Source organism: Mesorhizobium sp. M0060 (genome assembly GCF_040323155.1).
GTDB lineage: Bacteria > Pseudomonadota > Alphaproteobacteria > Rhizobiales > Rhizobiaceae > Mesorhizobium.
Genome location: NZ_JAMYUP010000013.1, coordinates 1 through 15,061, shown reverse-complemented (window position 1 = coordinate 15,061; position 15,061 = coordinate 1). Strand labels below are relative to the sequence as shown.

At 58.8% G+C, this 15,061-nt stretch carries 18 protein-coding genes and 1 pseudogene; 7 read left to right on the top strand and 12 right to left on the bottom strand.

Annotated features, from left to right (window positions below; all coding sequences use genetic code 11):
* Nucleotides 1-25 precede the first annotated feature (25 nt).
* The 4 genes from NKJ94_RS14895 to NKJ94_RS14880 all read right to left on the bottom strand — a co-directional run bounded on the left by NKJ94_RS14895 (nt 26) and on the right by NKJ94_RS14880 (nt 2,492).
* Nucleotides 26-220 carry a hypothetical protein gene (locus NKJ94_RS14895; protein WP_352526007.1) on the bottom strand — a complete coding sequence of 65 codons (195 nt, stop codon included), beginning with the start codon at nt 218-220 and terminating at the stop codon, nt 26-28.
* Entirely contained in the window at nt 217-1,494 is a 1,278-nt protein-coding gene (locus tag NKJ94_RS14890) for a PQQ-dependent sugar dehydrogenase (protein ID WP_502904204.1), read from the bottom strand. The genes NKJ94_RS14895 and NKJ94_RS14890 overlap by 4 nt, the downstream gene beginning before the upstream one ends.
* 68 nt (nt 1,495-1,562) lie before the next feature.
* Nucleotides 1,563-2,012 (bottom strand): DUF2231 domain-containing protein, encoded by a 450-nt coding sequence (locus NKJ94_RS14885; protein ID WP_352526006.1) that lies wholly within the window; start codon nt 2,010-2,012, stop codon nt 1,563-1,565.
* A gap of 123 nt (nt 2,013-2,135) precedes the next feature.
* Nucleotides 2,136-2,492, bottom strand: coding sequence for an SPW repeat protein (locus NKJ94_RS14880; protein ID WP_352526005.1), 357 nt, complete (start codon nt 2,490-2,492; stop codon nt 2,136-2,138).
* Nucleotides 2,493-3,047: 555 nt separating this feature from the next.
* On the opposite strand from NKJ94_RS14880, the gene NKJ94_RS14875 reads away from it, so the two are divergent.
* Together NKJ94_RS14875 and NKJ94_RS14870 are read left to right on the top strand one after the other, a co-directional pair.
* Nucleotides 3,048-3,914, top strand: coding sequence for a class I SAM-dependent methyltransferase (locus NKJ94_RS14875; protein WP_352526003.1), 867 nt, complete (start codon nt 3,048-3,050; stop codon nt 3,912-3,914).
* A gap of 360 nt (nt 3,915-4,274) precedes the next feature.
* Nucleotides 4,275-6,854, top strand: coding sequence for a bifunctional diguanylate cyclase/phosphodiesterase (locus NKJ94_RS14870; RefSeq protein ID WP_352526208.1), 2,580 nt, complete (start codon nt 4,275-4,277; stop codon nt 6,852-6,854).
* A gap of 94 nt (nt 6,855-6,948) precedes the next feature.
* On the opposite strand, the pseudogene NKJ94_RS14865 reads toward NKJ94_RS14870, so the two are convergent.
* From NKJ94_RS14865 to NKJ94_RS14855, 3 genes and pseudogenes are all read right to left on the bottom strand, one after another.
* Nucleotides 6,949-7,356, bottom strand: a pseudogene (locus tag NKJ94_RS14865) (JAB domain-containing protein); the annotation flags it as partial.
* On the bottom strand, nt 7,332-8,546 hold the full coding sequence (locus tag NKJ94_RS14860) for a site-specific integrase (protein ID WP_352526001.1): 1,215 nt from the start codon (nt 8,544-8,546) through the stop codon (nt 7,332-7,334). The gene NKJ94_RS14860 and the pseudogene NKJ94_RS14865, both read right to left, overlap by 25 nt.
* Nucleotides 8,543-8,800: a hypothetical protein gene (locus tag NKJ94_RS14855; RefSeq protein WP_352526000.1), complete on the bottom strand. Its 258-nt coding sequence runs from the start codon at nt 8,798-8,800 to the stop codon at nt 8,543-8,545. Before NKJ94_RS14855 ends, NKJ94_RS14860 begins: the two co-directional genes overlap by 4 nt.
* Before the next feature lie 83 nt (nt 8,801-8,883).
* Between NKJ94_RS14855 and NKJ94_RS14850 the strand changes: the two genes are divergently transcribed.
* The 5 genes from NKJ94_RS14850 (at nt 8,884) to NKJ94_RS14830 (ending at nt 11,772) form a co-directional block, all read left to right on the top strand.
* Nucleotides 8,884-9,369 (top strand): helix-turn-helix domain-containing protein, encoded by a 486-nt coding sequence (locus NKJ94_RS14850; protein WP_352525998.1) that lies wholly within the window; start codon nt 8,884-8,886, stop codon nt 9,367-9,369.
* Nucleotides 9,370-9,553: 184 nt separating this feature from the next.
* Nucleotides 9,554-9,907 (top strand): hypothetical protein, encoded by a 354-nt coding sequence (locus tag NKJ94_RS14845; protein ID WP_352525996.1) that lies wholly within the window; start codon nt 9,554-9,556, stop codon nt 9,905-9,907.
* Nucleotides 9,908-9,910: 3 nt separating this feature from the next.
* Nucleotides 9,911-10,285: a hypothetical protein gene (locus tag NKJ94_RS14840; protein WP_352525994.1), complete on the top strand. Its 375-nt coding sequence runs from the start codon at nt 9,911-9,913 to the stop codon at nt 10,283-10,285.
* 494 nt (nt 10,286-10,779) lie between these two features.
* Nucleotides 10,780-10,914: a YHYH domain-containing protein gene (locus tag NKJ94_RS14835; RefSeq protein ID WP_352525993.1), complete on the top strand. Its 135-nt coding sequence runs from the start codon at nt 10,780-10,782 to the stop codon at nt 10,912-10,914.
* 495 nt (nt 10,915-11,409) lie between these two features.
* Complete coding sequence (locus tag NKJ94_RS14830; RefSeq protein ID WP_352525991.1) at nt 11,410-11,772, top strand: hypothetical protein; 363 nt, start codon at nt 11,410-11,412, stop codon at nt 11,770-11,772.
* A 93-nt stretch (nt 11,773-11,865) separates the two neighbouring features.
* Here NKJ94_RS14830 and NKJ94_RS14825 read toward each other — a convergent pair whose 3' ends face one another.
* From NKJ94_RS14825 to NKJ94_RS14805, 5 genes are all read right to left on the bottom strand, one after another.
* Nucleotides 11,866-12,084 carry a hypothetical protein gene (locus tag NKJ94_RS14825; protein ID WP_352525989.1) on the bottom strand — a complete coding sequence of 73 codons (219 nt, stop codon included), beginning with the start codon at nt 12,082-12,084 and terminating at the stop codon, nt 11,866-11,868.
* A 36-nt stretch (nt 12,085-12,120) separates the two neighbouring features.
* A complete protein-coding gene (locus NKJ94_RS14820) occupies nt 12,121-13,014 on the bottom strand; it encodes an ATP-dependent DNA ligase (protein ID WP_352525987.1) in 894 nt (297 codons plus the stop codon).
* A gap of 351 nt (nt 13,015-13,365) precedes the next feature.
* The gene (locus tag NKJ94_RS14815; RefSeq protein ID WP_352525985.1) at nt 13,366-13,692 is read right to left on the bottom strand and encodes a hypothetical protein; all 327 of its coding nucleotides are present in this window, start codon (nt 13,690-13,692) and stop codon (nt 13,366-13,368) included.
* 109 nt (nt 13,693-13,801) lie between these two features.
* On the bottom strand, nt 13,802-14,005 hold the full coding sequence (locus NKJ94_RS14810) for a CsbD family protein (protein WP_352525983.1): 204 nt from the start codon (nt 14,003-14,005) through the stop codon (nt 13,802-13,804).
* 182 nt (nt 14,006-14,187) lie between these two features.
* On the bottom strand, nt 14,188-14,487 hold the full coding sequence (locus NKJ94_RS14805; RefSeq protein ID WP_352525981.1) for a DUF1236 domain-containing protein: 300 nt from the start codon (nt 14,485-14,487) through the stop codon (nt 14,188-14,190).
* Nucleotides 14,488-15,061: the final 574 nt, after the last annotated feature.

Below are 15,061 nucleotides of genomic sequence, written 5' to 3'. Positions count from 1 at the left end.
TTCTCGGTGCAGGCGGACCTTCGGGTCAGATCAGCGGCAGGCCTTCTTCTAATTTCAACTCAGCCGCCCGGCACTTCCGGCAAACCCTCATCGCGCAAGGCGGGAGCCACGCGGAAAGTCTCGCCACCAGGGTGAAGAACAACGGCACGAAGAATATGCCGAGCAGGGTTGCCGCGATCATGCCGCCCATCACGCCGGTTACGAGAATGCCACGCGTCATTGGCCAGCTTGTGTCACCCGCCACACCGTGTTGCCAACGTCGTCGGCGATGAGCAAGGCCCCGGACTTGTCGACCGCCAGGCCGACGGGCCGGCCGCGCGCCTTGTTGTCCTTGTCCAGGAAATCGGTCACCACGTCCTGCGCGACGCCGCTCGGACGGCCGCCGCTGAATGGTACGAACACCACCTTGTAGCCATTGAAGCGCGTGCGGTTCCAGCTGCCATGCTCGCCAACGAAGGCGCCGCCGCGATATGTCTCGGGCAGGCTGGTTGCCGTATAGAAGGCCAGTCCGAGAGGGGCGACGTGGGAACTCAGCGCATAATCCGGCACGATCGCTTTCGCGACCAGGTCCGGACGCTGGGGCATGACGCGCGGATCGAGATGCTGGCCGTAATAGCTGTATGGCCACCCGTAGAAGCCGCCGTCCTTTACCGACGTGAGGTAATCCGGCACGAGATTGGGGCCGAGCTCGTCGCGCTCGTTGATGACTGCCCAGAGCGCGCCGGTCTCAGGCTCCCAGGTCAGGCCGTTCGGGTTGCGCAATCCGCTTGCGAAAATGCGTGACCGGCCGGTAGCCCTGTCCACCTGCCAGATGGCGGCGCGGTCTTTCTCCGCCTGGATGCCGTTTTCGGCCACGTTGCTGTTCGAGCCTATGCCGACATAGAGCAGAGAGCCGTCAGGGCTTGCCACAAGGCTCTTCGTCCAGTGGTGGTCGATCGGGCCGCCGGGCAGGGCAGTCAGCGGCGTTCCGGGCGCGGTGATCTTGGTGTCACCGGTGGTGTAGGGGTAACGGACGATGGAATCGGTGTTGGCGACGTAAAGATCGCTCCCCACCAGCGCCACGCCGAAGGGCGAGTTGAGGTGGTCGAGGAATACGCTGGTCAGCTCCGGCTTGCCATCGCCGTCGGCGTCACGCAGCAGCGTAATGCGATTGCTTGGGCCGCTGTCGCCGCCCGAGGTGACCCAGGATTCGATCCAGCCCATCACCAAATCCTTGGGCCGTTTGATTGGTTCGCCGCCCGGCGCCTTGGACTCGACCACCAGGACGTCGCCATTGGGAAGCACATAAAGCGAGCGCGGATGCTGCAAGCCGTTGGCAAAAGCCTGGATCTGCAGCCCCTGCGCAACGGTCGGCTTTCCGCCGTTCTTCCATCCGACCACGGAAGCGAGATGCATGGGCGGGAAGAAATATTGGATCGGCTCGGGCAGGTTTGGGTTCGGCCCTATTTGGCTGCCGGGATCTGGGTCGTTGCCGCTGCACGCGGCAAGGGTAATCGCCGCGGTGCAGGTGAGGATAGACGCCGCGATGCGCCCGGCCTGTCTGATGGAGCTTTCTACGCGCGTCAATCCGCCACTCCGACGTGATGCCGGTACACCAGGGACCAGCCCAGCCAGCCAGTGAAGATGAGGATGAGCACGACAACCGCCGAGAGGATCAGGCCGGTTGGAACGACGGAAGTCCATGCATCGCGGGTGTGCACGAGCATATTGATCACGGACAACACCAGCGCAAGCAGATTGCCGAGCACGTGCGGCCAGGCGGGGGGCTGCGCTCTTATCAGCGAATTGGCCAGGAAATCGATCAAGCCTGCGATCGCCGCAAGGCAGCCCATGATCACGCCGACGGTAACCAGCCAAGCGGAGAAATTCGCCCACATCATCTCCGCTGTCCGCCAGTAGGCCAAATCCGTCAGCAGGGTGCCGACGAAGCAGGCGATCGGAAATGGCACCAGCATCGGATGAATGGGATGCCCCGCAATCCTAGCCGTCGAACGCGGATTGTCACCAACCATATGCGCTCCTTTTGCCCCGATCAGACCAACTCAGCATGGTCGCCGCTGCCGCGACACCAGCAGCAGCGCCTATCAACAACGCCCGCAAAGTGCGGGTCGAGACAGCCGATACTTGCTCGGCTGCTAAGCCGCGGACTGCGTCGGCGGGTTCTGGTACATCATCCACAGCTCGATTGCGGCCAGGACGGCGACCAGAATGCCGATTACGACATGCACGGTCATCGCAGTGGTCGCCTGGAATCCAAGCACCCAGGGCGATACGAGTACCCACAGTCCGACGACCAGGTTCACCCACTCTTCCCAGACGGCAAATGCCGCGAGGGCGGCAACCGAAAGCACGACGATCAAGATTCCGCTGCCGAGGGCGTTCTGCGTCGGTGGGCCTGCCGCAAAGGCGAAGATCCAAGGAGAAAAGAACAGAATTGCCCCAAGGATCAGGTTGGCTACGTCACAGAGCCTAGCGTTTGTCCACTGGTTCATGGCATCCTCCATAGAGAGAGCGTTTGTGGCTCCCGAGTTCGGCAAGGTGCCTGAGGTTCGGCGAAATGCGCCCGAAGCCGCCCACTCCGCGTCGCGCCAATGCCCTTACCCGGCCGGACCTCCGTATCTGGCGGAACTCCGGTCAAATCCGGCTATCTAACTGAATTCCAGGCTTTATGTTCCACTCGAGACCAGCATGCTGGATCACTTGACGGTGATCGATCAAATCCAAAGGTGCCGTGCCACTGGTCAGGGCAGCGGGACAGCGGCGCGGGCAGCTCATTCTTTTCTCGAGCCGATGAAACATTTGTCATGGATCGCAGCTCTTAGGCCCCGAGGGTTGAGGCCAACCTGACTGCGCAGGACGAGCACGAACGGCACAATTATAGGCTTGGGACAAAATAAGTTGGCAACGGGAAGCTCTTGCTCGTCTTGGTTGCCGCCGAAGCGTGTTTGAGAGACGACCGGTCCGGATTGACGCGCGATACTTTCGCTGCAAAGGTATCTTAACGACTTGTTTACCATGCGTCAGTCCGGGCTGGGAGTGGGGGGAATTTGGAACCGTTTCTGGGTGCGAACCGCCTTAATTGGGATGATCGGGCCGAACTGCACTCGACCGACACAACGGGCAGCTACCACATCGAGAATGTGCTGGCAGGCGGATCCAATCTCTATGAGCTGGAAACGCGCGAGGTCGGCGATATTGCCGGCAAGGATATCGTCCACCTGCAGTGTCACATCGGCCTTGACACAATCAGCTTGAAGAATCTTGGTGCGGGCAGCGTGACCGGCCTCGACTTTTCACCCGCGGCGATCGCGGCGGCGCGGGATTTCGCTGCGAAGGCAGGCACCGACGTGCGTTTCGTGGAAGCGCCACTGTTCGAGGCGGTCGAAGCTCTGGGCCGGACCTTTGACATCGCTTACGTTACCTGGGGTTCGGTAAACTGGCTGGACGACGTGTGCCGTTGGGCGCGGGTGGTTGCCGATCTCCTGCGACCCGGCGGCCGGCTCTACATGGCAGAGGGCCATCCATTGATGTTTCAGTGCAATCGAAAGGCCGCGGCTCTGGAGTTGAAGCACGACTGGCGAACGCCGATAGCTCGGCCGCTCGCCTGGAACGAGGAACTGACCTACACCGGCGATGACCGCATCTTGAAGCATCCTCGCTATTATGAGTGGATCCACCCGATCAGTGACGTGGTGAACGCGCTGATTTCAGCTGGTCTGACGCTCGATTTTCTCAATGAGCATGACACGGTTTCGTGGCAGCACTTTTCATTTGCAGTGCGGGCCGGCAAGGATATGTACGGCCTGCCAGAGAACTCTCCCAAGATACCGATGGCCTATTCCATTGGCGCGACGAAGCGGAGCGTCGGCAAGATACCATATCTTGTGTCTCACAAGTCGATTGAGGGCCACTAGCCCAAGGTCAATGCTCTTGACGTACTCGGGTCGGAGCATCGAGGTGTGCAATGGCGCTCGTGTCTACGGTCTTCCGAGCAAGGCTGATCTCGTTTCATGTTGGTCCGCTTCATGCAGCCTGCCTTCAACATCGCGCGGGCGGTGGTGTCGATGTCGACATAACAGCCGGCGTCAGCCGTCGGAAATGCGAAATTTTTCAGGAGTGTGAAGGTCAAATTAAACATTGAACGCTAATATTCCTCATCGGATCGACCCGAGAACCTGAAATGGCAATTGAGGAATCGCCTATTGGCTTTTTTCCGCGCTAGGTTCGGCGGCATTAAGGAGGCCGTCTTTTCGTCGGCAAATATTCCGGCGGCGATCGCGTTTGTCGTCATCCTTATCAGCGCAGCGTTCGCGGAGCACCAGAACAAGATCGTCTCGGACCAGGCCGTCCGTGCGGACGTGCTGACCAAGGTCAACCTCATCCGCGCCAAGCTCGAAGGCAATATCAACGGAAACCTTCAACTCGTGCATGGACTGGTCGCTGCGGTCGTAACTGAGCCCTATATGGGACAGCAACGCTTCGCTTCGCTGGCGAGTAATCTGTTTGGCGCGGACTCGCAATTGAACAATATTGCCGGCGCGCCCGATCTGGTCGTTTCCCTGATGTACCCGATGGAGGGTAACGAGCAGGCGATGGGCCTCGATTACCGCAAGAACGAGCGGCAGCGTGCGGCTGCGCTAAGGGCGCGAGACGAACGCAAGCTGGTGCTTGCCGGTCCCGTCGATCTGAAGCAGGGAGGACAAGGCTTTATCGGTCGCTTTCCGGTTTTCGTGCGGAGCGCGGGCAATACGGAAAGGTTCTGGGGCATCATTTCCGCCGTTGTCGACGTGCAGCGTCTCTATCGGGCGAGCGGGCTGCTTGACGACGATCTCGGGATTGACATAGCGCTGATCGGCAGGGACGCTCTCGGCCAAAATGGAGACCAATTCTACGGCAATGAGCGGATCGGCAAAAGCGATCCGGTGACGGCCGACGTTTTGCTCCCGTCCGGTTCGTGGCAGATCGCGGCCATTCCCAAAAATGGCTGGCCTTCGACGCCAAGTAACGCATGGTTGTTGCGCGCGATCATGGCGACGGCCGGGGCCTTGGTTGTGTTCCCCTTCCTGGTCACAGGTCGCCTGATCGGCGAAAGACAGCGCAATTATGCGGAATTGCGTCGATTGTCACGACGCCTGGAACTCGCTCTGGAAGCCTCGGCTATTGGGGTTTGGGAACACGATCTCGCGACCAACGACCTTACGTGGGATGATCGCGTAAATGAGATATATGGCAAATCAACCGGGGAGCACCGGGGCTACATAGACTGGGCGGGTGCAATCCACCCAGATGATTTGGCTACCGCCAACGCAGATTTCGACAGCGCGGTGGCCAGCGGACGACCATATTTGTCGGAGTACCGGATTGTGCGTCCGGATGGCGAGGTCCGTCATGTCCGGTCCAAGGCGATCGTTTACCGGGTCGCAAACAACACTCCAAAAATGATCGGCGCGGAATGGGACGTTACAGCCGATGTCCTGCTGAACCAGGATCTGCTTCGCGCAAAACAGCTGTCCGAGTCGAAAAATGCAGAACTCGAGTCGGCCAAAGCGCGCATAGAGCACATCGCGCTTCATGACTCGTTGACCGGCTTGCCCAACCGGCGTTACCTCGACCAGGTACTGGAAGATTACGCGGCAAACGCCAGGCGCTCAGGCGGGCATGCGGCACTGCTTCACATCGATCTGGATCGGTTCAAGCACATCAATGATACGCTGGGCCACGCCGCCGGTGACGCAATGTTGGTTCACGCGTCAACAGTCCTCAGATCGAAGGTCGGCGACGAGGGATTCGTCGCCCGCATCGGAGGAGACGAATTCATCGTTCTGTGCGTGGTGCGCGACGATACCAAGCAACTGGCGCTGCTCGCTGACCGCGTCATCAGCCAGATGCGCGAACCGGTCTACTACCAGGGCCATCGATGCCGTTTTGGTGTCAGCGTGGGAATCGCAGTCGACAACGGAAAAAATATCGAAGCCAAACACCTGCTGGTAAACGCCGATATCGCGCTTTACCGAGCAAAGAGGCGTGGGCGCAATCGATACGAATTCTTCACCGACGCGATGCAAAGCGAAATCGTCGATACAAAGCGGATTGCCGACGAAATTCTCGGCGGCCTTGAGCGCAACGAGTTCATCCCCTTCTACCAGCCCCAATTTGACGCAAAGACGCTCGAAATCGTTGGGGTTGAGGCGCTGGCGAGGTGGAGACATCCAGAAAAGGGTATTTTGGCGCCCGATGTCTTCCTGAGAATTGCGGAAGAACTGAATGTGGTATCGATCATCGACCAAGCCATATTGAAGCAGTCGCTTTTGGACTTCAAAGAATGGTCCGATGCTGGACTCCACATTCCGCGGGTATCGGTCAATGTTTCGGCGCGACGCCTTCAAGATGAGGAGCTCATCAAGAGCTTGCGAGAACAAAATATCAAAAAAGGGACAGTTTCATTCGAGCTTGTTGAGTCAATTTTCCTGGACGAAAACGACGACCTTGTCACCTGGAATATCGAGCAGATAAAAGAACTCGGGATTGACATCGAAATAGATGATTTTGGCACCGGTTACGCTTCGATAGTCAGTTTGCTCAAGTTGCAGCCTCGCCGGCTAAAGATAGATCGGCAGCTGGTCACCCCAATCGTCAAATCGCCGCAAAGAAGGCAGGTTGTCTCGTCAATCATTGACATCGGCAAGTCCTTGGGTATCGAGGTCGTGGCGGAAGGTGTCGAGACGATGCAGCACGCACGGATACTCAAAGGCCTGGGCTGCGACATGTTGCAGGGTTATGCCTTCGGCTACGCGCTCGATTCCGACGGACTAAAGGCCTTTGTTCGATCCCGGCGGCTGCGCACAGCCAGCTGAGCGTGAGTCCCCGCATTTACCGGCGCGATCGGCGTTGAGCGTCGCATCAATATGCGCGTGGCAGGCCAGGCCGGTAACAACAACCCTCAAATAATCAAATAAGCAGCAGGCCCTTCATGCTGGAATGGCCTTTCCTGCCGATGATGATGTGATCGTGAACGGCAATGCCAAGCGGTTTGGCCGTCTCGATGATCAGCTTGGTCATCTCGATGTCGGCGCGCGACGGCGTCGGATCGCCCGATGGATGGTTGTGAGCTAGAATAATCGCCGTCGCCGAGAGCTCCAAGGCGCGCCTGACCACCTCGCGCGGATAGACCGGCGTGTGGTCAACGGTGCCGACCTGCTGCACTTCGTCGGCGATCAGTGCGTTCTTCTTGTCGAGGAACAGGATGCGGATGTGTTTCCCTCCTTTCGTTTCCTTCTTCTTTTCAATGGCTTGCGGAAGACGTCCCTCAAACGTCCCCCGCGCGTCCCCTATCAGGGATTCTTGTTTCGTTTCGCCAGACGCAGCTGAGCAACGCGGCTCGTCTGTTCGATGGTGCCGCGGTTGTACCGAGCACTAGTCTGCCGGTTCTTGTGGCCCGCCGATTTCATGACGTCGGTTTCGGTCGCGCCAAGATCGTAAGCCTCAGTGATGGCTCCGGCTCGTGCGTCCATATTCCATACATGCCGTGGCAAGCCAGCCTTGTCCGCTATCTTGCGCCAACGCTCAGTGAACTTGCGATGCTTGTAGGGCTCGCCGGTCGTCTCAGCCAAGATCATCGGCCCGACGCGCTTCTCTAGCGGCACGCGAGCGACTTCTTCCAACACCATCGGGTGGAGTTTGAGGTCGTGCTCGACTGCAAAACCTGTTTTCGTATGCGTTTTGCGCAAGACCATGTCGGCGCCAATGTCCGACCAGACCATTCCGTTGGCCCATCGTGTATCGCGATGAAGTATTCCGCCCTTAGCGTCTTGAACCGGCTCCCACTCACCGATCACGTCCTTCTGGCGCATGGTCAGTTCGAACTGCAAAACGGTGGCTAGGGCGATCGACGGCCAGCCCTCAGCATGGGCGGTCTTGCGAATGGCTTCGACATGTTCGGCAGTCATGACCGATTTGCGGGCAGGTGGCGTCGAGAAACGGATCTTCGACAAGATGGTGTCTGCGCGGAAGCAGTCGTCATAACCCAGCGTCACACCGTAGCTAATCAACTGCCGCACGGCATCCATGCAGTGTTTCGCGCGCCACGGCCGGGGAGGGGGATTGGATTCTTTCTCTGTCGGCTCTTTCGGTTCGCCCCATTGCCTGTGCCAGCGCTTGAAATCGGGTCCGAGGAGTTTTCCAACATGGCGCGAGCCGACTGTGCTCTCGATGATGACGAGGCACTTGGTGACATTCTCCCGGCAGTTCCATTTCATCGATCGGTATGGAGAGTCTTCGTTCGTCTGGAAAAGGCGTGACAGGCTCGTCAACGAGCCGTCAAAGCTGGGGGCGCCGTGACTCTCGTGCGTCGCCCATTCGAGCATTTGAGCCTGAAGGAGGTGGCAGCGGGCCGACAGATGCTCCCGACCTTCTGCGGTTTCCGGATAGTGAAGACGAATGCTTGAGGGGCGGAACCCGCGCCTTGCTAGGTCCCCGCGGGCTTCCCAATATTCACGGACGGTGCCGTCCTTGTTACGCTTTCGCTTGAGGCCAGGAAAATCGCTCACGACCAGTTCTCCACGCCGTCAACGGATGTCGGAAGGTGAGATTGGTGGAGACCGTGTCGTCTGTCCAGAAACGCGCGCACGGCAGGCCAATAGCGATAGCCAGTAATGGGATCGACGCGGGGCAAGCCTTCGCGCTCCCACACTGCGGCAACGGCTGCCCATTGCACCTTGGATTTGGCCCCTAGCACGCGCTGCGCGATCGTTGCCTCGGAGAGATATAGGGGCGTATTGTCATTTGCAGCGGTGCGGCTCATGCGGTTCTCCTCGGCGGGCGTGTGGGCGGTAGAAAGAACCCCGCACTGGGCGGGGCTTTGTCGTAGGTCGCGCAAGGCGGTCAATGCGCGCGGTAACTCCAAGTCCCCGCAACGTAGTCGGGACCCATGGCGTTAGCGGCTTCGGTCGCCGTCTCGAGGTCGGCCGCCTTTCCGATCCATTCAACTGGGATGCCACGTTCATTCACCCTCGACACGCTGTACACGTGTCTCATTCTGCTGCTGTCGTTAACTGTCTGCCCGCGCATCTGATTCTCCTCGTTGCGTTACGGCTATCAACCGAATATGTTGATACGCCTGACGCAAACCTGCGTCAACAGAAAATGTTGATAACCATGACGCCCTTGCAATGCCGTGCCGCCCGCGCCCTTCTTGACTGGACGCAACCGAAGTTAGCCGATGCGGCTAAGCTTGGTCTGTCCACAATTGTCGATTTCGAGAAGCAGCGCAGGGGGACGATATCCGATGACGCCAAGGCCGCCATCCGTACCGCACTCGAGGCCGCCGGCATCGAGTTCATCAATGGCACGGGCGTGAAACTGGCCAAATAAAAAGCGCGCCCCTATTATCAAATTCAGGGCGCGCTCTGGCCTCGAAGCGTCGAAGCTGATCTTGCCGAAACCAGCACGTCCGCTCCGAGATGCCATGTGCAAGATAGATCGTTTGTCCCCTAGCAGCAACTAGACTTCCTCCGTTGCCCGTGCACATTTGCTGCGCAGGGGAACGGGGGGAATCATGAAGAATAAATTTGCGGCGCTGTCAGCGGCTCTGATGCTGACGGGGTGTGGAAGCGTTTCGGTGCCTGCATCCGGCAGCACATCAAATGGCGAAAAGTTCTACGGACAGGCAACGGCTTCTCTTTCCGAAGGAAAATTCGTCGTCACCAATCAATCCGGAGTGCTTTGCACAGGCAAGTACGATCAGTTTTCCACGGCGAGGCAACTCACTGTTGAATTCACTTGTACGGATGGCCGAAAAGGCACAATTCACATTTTGAGAAATCCCGACCTGATGGGCGGCGCGGGGACGGGAACATTTAGCGACGGCACGACTGCGACGTTCAAGTTCGGCAAAGATAGCGGAGCTTGAGCTATGAAGGTCCATCTCACCACCGCCATCGTGGCCGTTGTGGCGCTTGCCGGATGCACAACAACACCTGCCGACTATGCCACGACGCTCTCTCAACAAGATCCAAAATGGGACTCGCCGGACTGCAAGCAGATTCGCCTTGCGGCTCTCGGCTATGACGACAAGGTAGGAGAGCGGATGGCCATCGGCGTGGCGTCTGGTCTCTTACTCGGCCCGTTCGGGTTACCGCTCGCCGCATCGGCTGACGCCAACCAAGAAAAGCAACGTAAGCTGTTCGCACGTGAGATGCACATGCGATGTTCGAGCCTACCACTTCCGAAGGAGCTACATCTCAATCCAAGCAGTCAAGACGGCGGCAAGAAGGCGAATTACCCTTGATGACCGCCGCTTATCCACGCGACATCGGTACCACTCAAACGAATGGCAATTTTCTGTCTGAATGCGTTTAGGGTCCATGCTCGGAGACCACGCATAGGTATCGCGCGGGAGGCAGGTGACTCCCCGTTTCAAGGCATCGAGATGCTACGAGCACTGAAAAGTCAGTTCCTTAGACCTAAAGATCGGGCGATCTGCCAGCGGGTTGTCGACCAGGTAACCGCGGACGCCAAATGGTACAGCACCCCGATAGACGGTCAGATTCTGGCCTTGACCACGCTGAATCTCTTTCAATCAGGGGTCGTAAACGAAACGAATTTGCTGGCACATGTTCGCGCGCGGCGCCACGACTTCACTAAACTGACAGGCTAGCTCTTCACCTTCGGCGTGATCTCTTCGATCTTGGCGCCGGCCCCCGATCTAGCGCGCGTCCGGCAAGTTGCTTGGACCTCTCCTGCAAAGATACTTTGGTGCAGATTAATTAAGGGAGGGCTAAAATGAAATCTGCAATTCTGGCCGTATTGGCGGCTTTGACCTTGGCTTTTGCGACCAGCGCCTATGCACACAGCGGCGGCACCGACAGCAATGGTTGCCACAAGAACCACAAGACAGGCGACTACCACTGCCACTGACTATGCGGCCCTCTGAATGACCCGCCTATCTGTTGCGGAAGAGCTTTGAAAGCGCCGCCGACCGCATTCACTTCCCTCCTCGTCATGACGAACAGTGTTCGTTCGAATGATGCTATCCCGTTGCCTTGGGCGCAAGTTTTTGGTCAGCCAGCACAGCGCCTCCTCTTAAGCTTGCTGGTGGTCAAGGCCCGCGATGAAACGGCCAATCAAATACGACCCCAAGCGCCACGTGCGCTATGATCCGGACCTGCTGCCCCGCACGGGGCACAGGTACAAGCCAGCCAAACCGGCCCACGATGCCGTATGGTGGCCCAATGTCATCTCGGCAATTGCTATTGGCGGTTTCTTCCTCACGTTCATCTGGAGCTAAGACAATGCTACCTTTGTGCAGGCAGATGGCTCTCAGGCAGGCCGTGCTCAGCCTTTTGTGCAAGAAGTTCGTACCGCGGGTGCTCATTCCGTAGTTCCTTCGTCCCTGAAATCCTGCAACGACGCGTGCCGCAAGTCGTCCTCGCCGCGCAGATGCTTCACACGGCCAATGACTGGCGGCTGGAGAGTTTCCCGACGCTTGCGCAGGCCCAGGGCGCTGCAAGCCCGACCTCGCTTGCGGCGGAGGTCGCAGGCAAGGTCTGGCTGTTCACGCTCGGACCGAAGGATGGCTCCACGCCCGACGGAACCAAGGTCGTCGAGATCGGGCCCCTTCCGCCGATCAGCGCGAGCGAGGGATGGACGAGAATATCCGAAACGCCTGGGCTGCGCTCAAGCTGGTTCGCATGGCCATTGAAGAGACCTGCCCGGCCGGCGTGCTGCCGAGCGAGGAAGCCGTCCTTCTGCTCTATGGCCCGGAACTATCCATGAGGGCGAGGCCCTCGCCAAGGCGATCATTGAAACCGTCGAGAGGCTTATATGCCAAGATGGTGAGATAGCCGGCGAGTAGCAGCGCGGCAGTGATCACATCCGGTATCCGGCAGCTTCGAAAGCGAGCAACACCAACACGCAAGCCGCCAAGAGAGCAAACAACGATCCGACGAAAACGACTCGGTATGCAATCCTGCGACCCGTGCCGTCGCGAGTCAGTGTCGGGTACACTTTCTGGGCGATGATATTCGCGCCGACGTTTAGTAGGACGATAAAAAGAATCGCTGCGAGCCATCCGCCCCAGTTGCGCATATGATTCCCCTCCCCAATGAGGTGAACAGCAAAGCACTACGAGTCGATGGACGCAACATGGCTCACTCCTCCTCCCAAAAATCCTGCAGCGATGCATGCCGCAGGTCTTCCTCGCCTCTCAGGTACTTGATGCGGACCTTGATTCCCGGCTTCACCCACTGCGTTGCAGGCCGCTTGGCATGCCATTCGGCGGCGGGCCAGCATGCTCTTGCACCGCTTCCACAGTCGCTCGCGCATCTCGCGATTGACGCTGACGAAAGCGCTGCCGACATATTTTCGCGTGCCGGGATCGGCCATCAGGGCGAATGCCGGTTTGCCTTGCTCGCGCTCGATGCCGAGCAGTTCGAACTCGCCAATTGCGTAGCACTTGGCCTTCAGCCAGTTGGTGGTCGGGCCGCTGATGTATCTACTGTCAATCCGGTTCGACAACATCCCCTCGAGACCAGCTTGGTCGACGAGGTGATATATGGCGTTTGCCTCGCCCGGCAGCGCCTGGCTGAACTGGGTGCGGATATCGGGCGGGATGATGCCGGCGAGGAGATATCGACGCTCTTCCAGCGCCATCTCTCGCAGATCAAGGCCGTTGAGGTGCAGCAGGTCGAAGGCGACGAAGTAGAGGTCATGCTGGCGCCGCGTGATCGCCTTGCGCAGCTGGGCAAAGTCCGACAGGCCCTTGTCATTGAGCACGATGATTTCGCCGTCGATGATTGCGTTCTCGACGTCTAGCGTTTTGGCAGTCGCGGCGAGGTCGCGGTATTTCGAGGTCCAGTCAAGGCCGCGGCGGGTGAAGATGCGTACGTTGCCGGCGTCGATGATGATCTGTGAGCGGTAGCCGTCGAACTTGACTTCGTGAGTCCATCCGGCGCCCTCGGGCGGCTTGGCGACGAGCTTAGGTTCCATCGGCGGGATAAAGGCCAGCCCTTCGGCCATACAAACTCCACGCAACCAACCCGATTCAATAAAATTTGAACGATTCGGTTCCGTGAGCGCAAAGCTCGCGTCTCTGGATGGAGGAGACGCGGGCCGGATCGGAGACACTACCGATCTTTGCAGCAATCGTATGAGGGAGGGGCTTGCTGCGCGTACCGAATCGTCCCCTCGCGCCGTGTTCCAGCTTGACGCAAAAAAGTCCCGCCGCACTGCCAGAACGGCGGGACCGATCAAGCGCTTTGCACCAGGCGGGGGGATGCAGGGGGGTGGGCTTTGCCGAGTGAGCGCAGACCGTAAGCGACCCTAAGCGCAACAGCGGCAACGCGTCTACCAACCGCCGGTTGGAAGCCGCTAATTCAGCGCTGGCGGTAGGCCGAGCCTGAAACCTTTCAAGGCGGCGGCGATGCCCATCATCACGGACTGGTCGGGATAACCGAGAAGGCGATGCGTACCCGGCTCGTCGCCACAAACGCAGCGGATCGGCACAACCTGGTAGTCGTCTTGGAACGGCACGCCGTCACCGTTTGCGAGAAAATCATATTCCGGGAAGCAGCCCTTCAGGAATGCTTCGACCTCGCGCAACACCGCCTCGGACCGAGCTCCTGAGGGCGGCGCGATGACGAAACTATCGACCTCATCGCCTGCCGGGATGCCGGAACTATCGATTGCAGTAATCATCCGAATTGGAAGCCGGCAACCGCAGCAACGTGGCGGCTCAGCGACGCCTTCGGTGAATGAACACTCAGCGACGCCCGCCGCCAATATGGCGACGAGCACACTTAGGGCGCTACCACGATTGGCGGCTGTACCAGTCGTCGACATCGGAGCGGACCTTGTCCTTTTCGATGCCGTAGCGTTCCTGAATTTTGCCTTCGAGCTGGTCGCGCTTGCCGGCAATTCGGTCAAGATCGTCATCAGTGAGCTTGCCCCACTGTTCCTTAACCTTGCCTTTGACCTGCTTCCAGTTTCCTTCAACGCGGTTCCAGTCCATGGTTTTTCTCCATAAAGCGGGGATCGCCTAATTAGGAAACGATCGACGCCGGTTTTGGTTCTCGGAAGCGAAAGGCCTCCCGATGCCGCAGAGCCGGGTCATGAACCGTTTGCACCCACGCCTGAGTGCAAGAAAGCCCGCCGGACCTTCCGGCACGGCGGGCTTCGCGTGAAGAGTTCGAGTCAGTCGTAGACCTTCACAATCTTGCGCGTACCCGGATCGACCAAGACGGTTCGTCCGTCAACGATCACGTAGCGGTACTGAACGTCTGGCACCTCGTAAAGCTCAACAGTATCAGGCAGAGCCGTGCCGATGTTGAGCTCCACGCCCGGAAGGCTCAAGGATGCCATCGGCTTCTTTTTCACGTACTCTCGAATCACAGTATCCTGCTCAGGCTGAATGATGACGTCCTGAGCGGCGGCGGCGCTGACACCAACTAGCAAAAGGATACCTGCCGCAGCCGATGAAAGTTGCTTTCGCATTTTAACCTCCAAGCAAGTTTCCGCTGCGGTGCTTGATTGCTGCCGCGACGGGTTGCTTACCTTGAACGGTGCGGAGCAATTCTTGTTCCACTGGCAGTTTGCGCGAACCCAACACACACGCGCCAGCTCAAGGCTTGGTTTTTTCCTGAGGAGGCGCGCTTGGATCAGGACAATCAGGATGTGGCAATTTTTCACAGGGAGAGGGCCGGTCGCCAACGCCGCCATAGTGTTTCACGAGATGGGCGAAACCGTAGGCGAAGGCGAAAAGAAGCGCTAAAACAACCGCTATTCGGACGGCCATGGGGTATTGTACCAGGATCCCGCTCAGGAAGGGCGCGGATCACTTCCCTCGCGCAATTTCCTTCGCGAGATCGCCGATTTCGCGACGCCGTCGCTGATCTGTAAGCGCTCATTTCCCCGCACGTCGACGGCCCTTGCAACAGCTGATCGCTTTCAGACGGACGCGTCCGAGCGGATCAGGCTGCAGCGGTTTTGAGGAAGTTGAAGGGCAGCAGGTCGTCGATGGCTGCGTTCTCGGGGCGCTGAGGTAGTTCAGTGAGGACGTGGCGCAGCC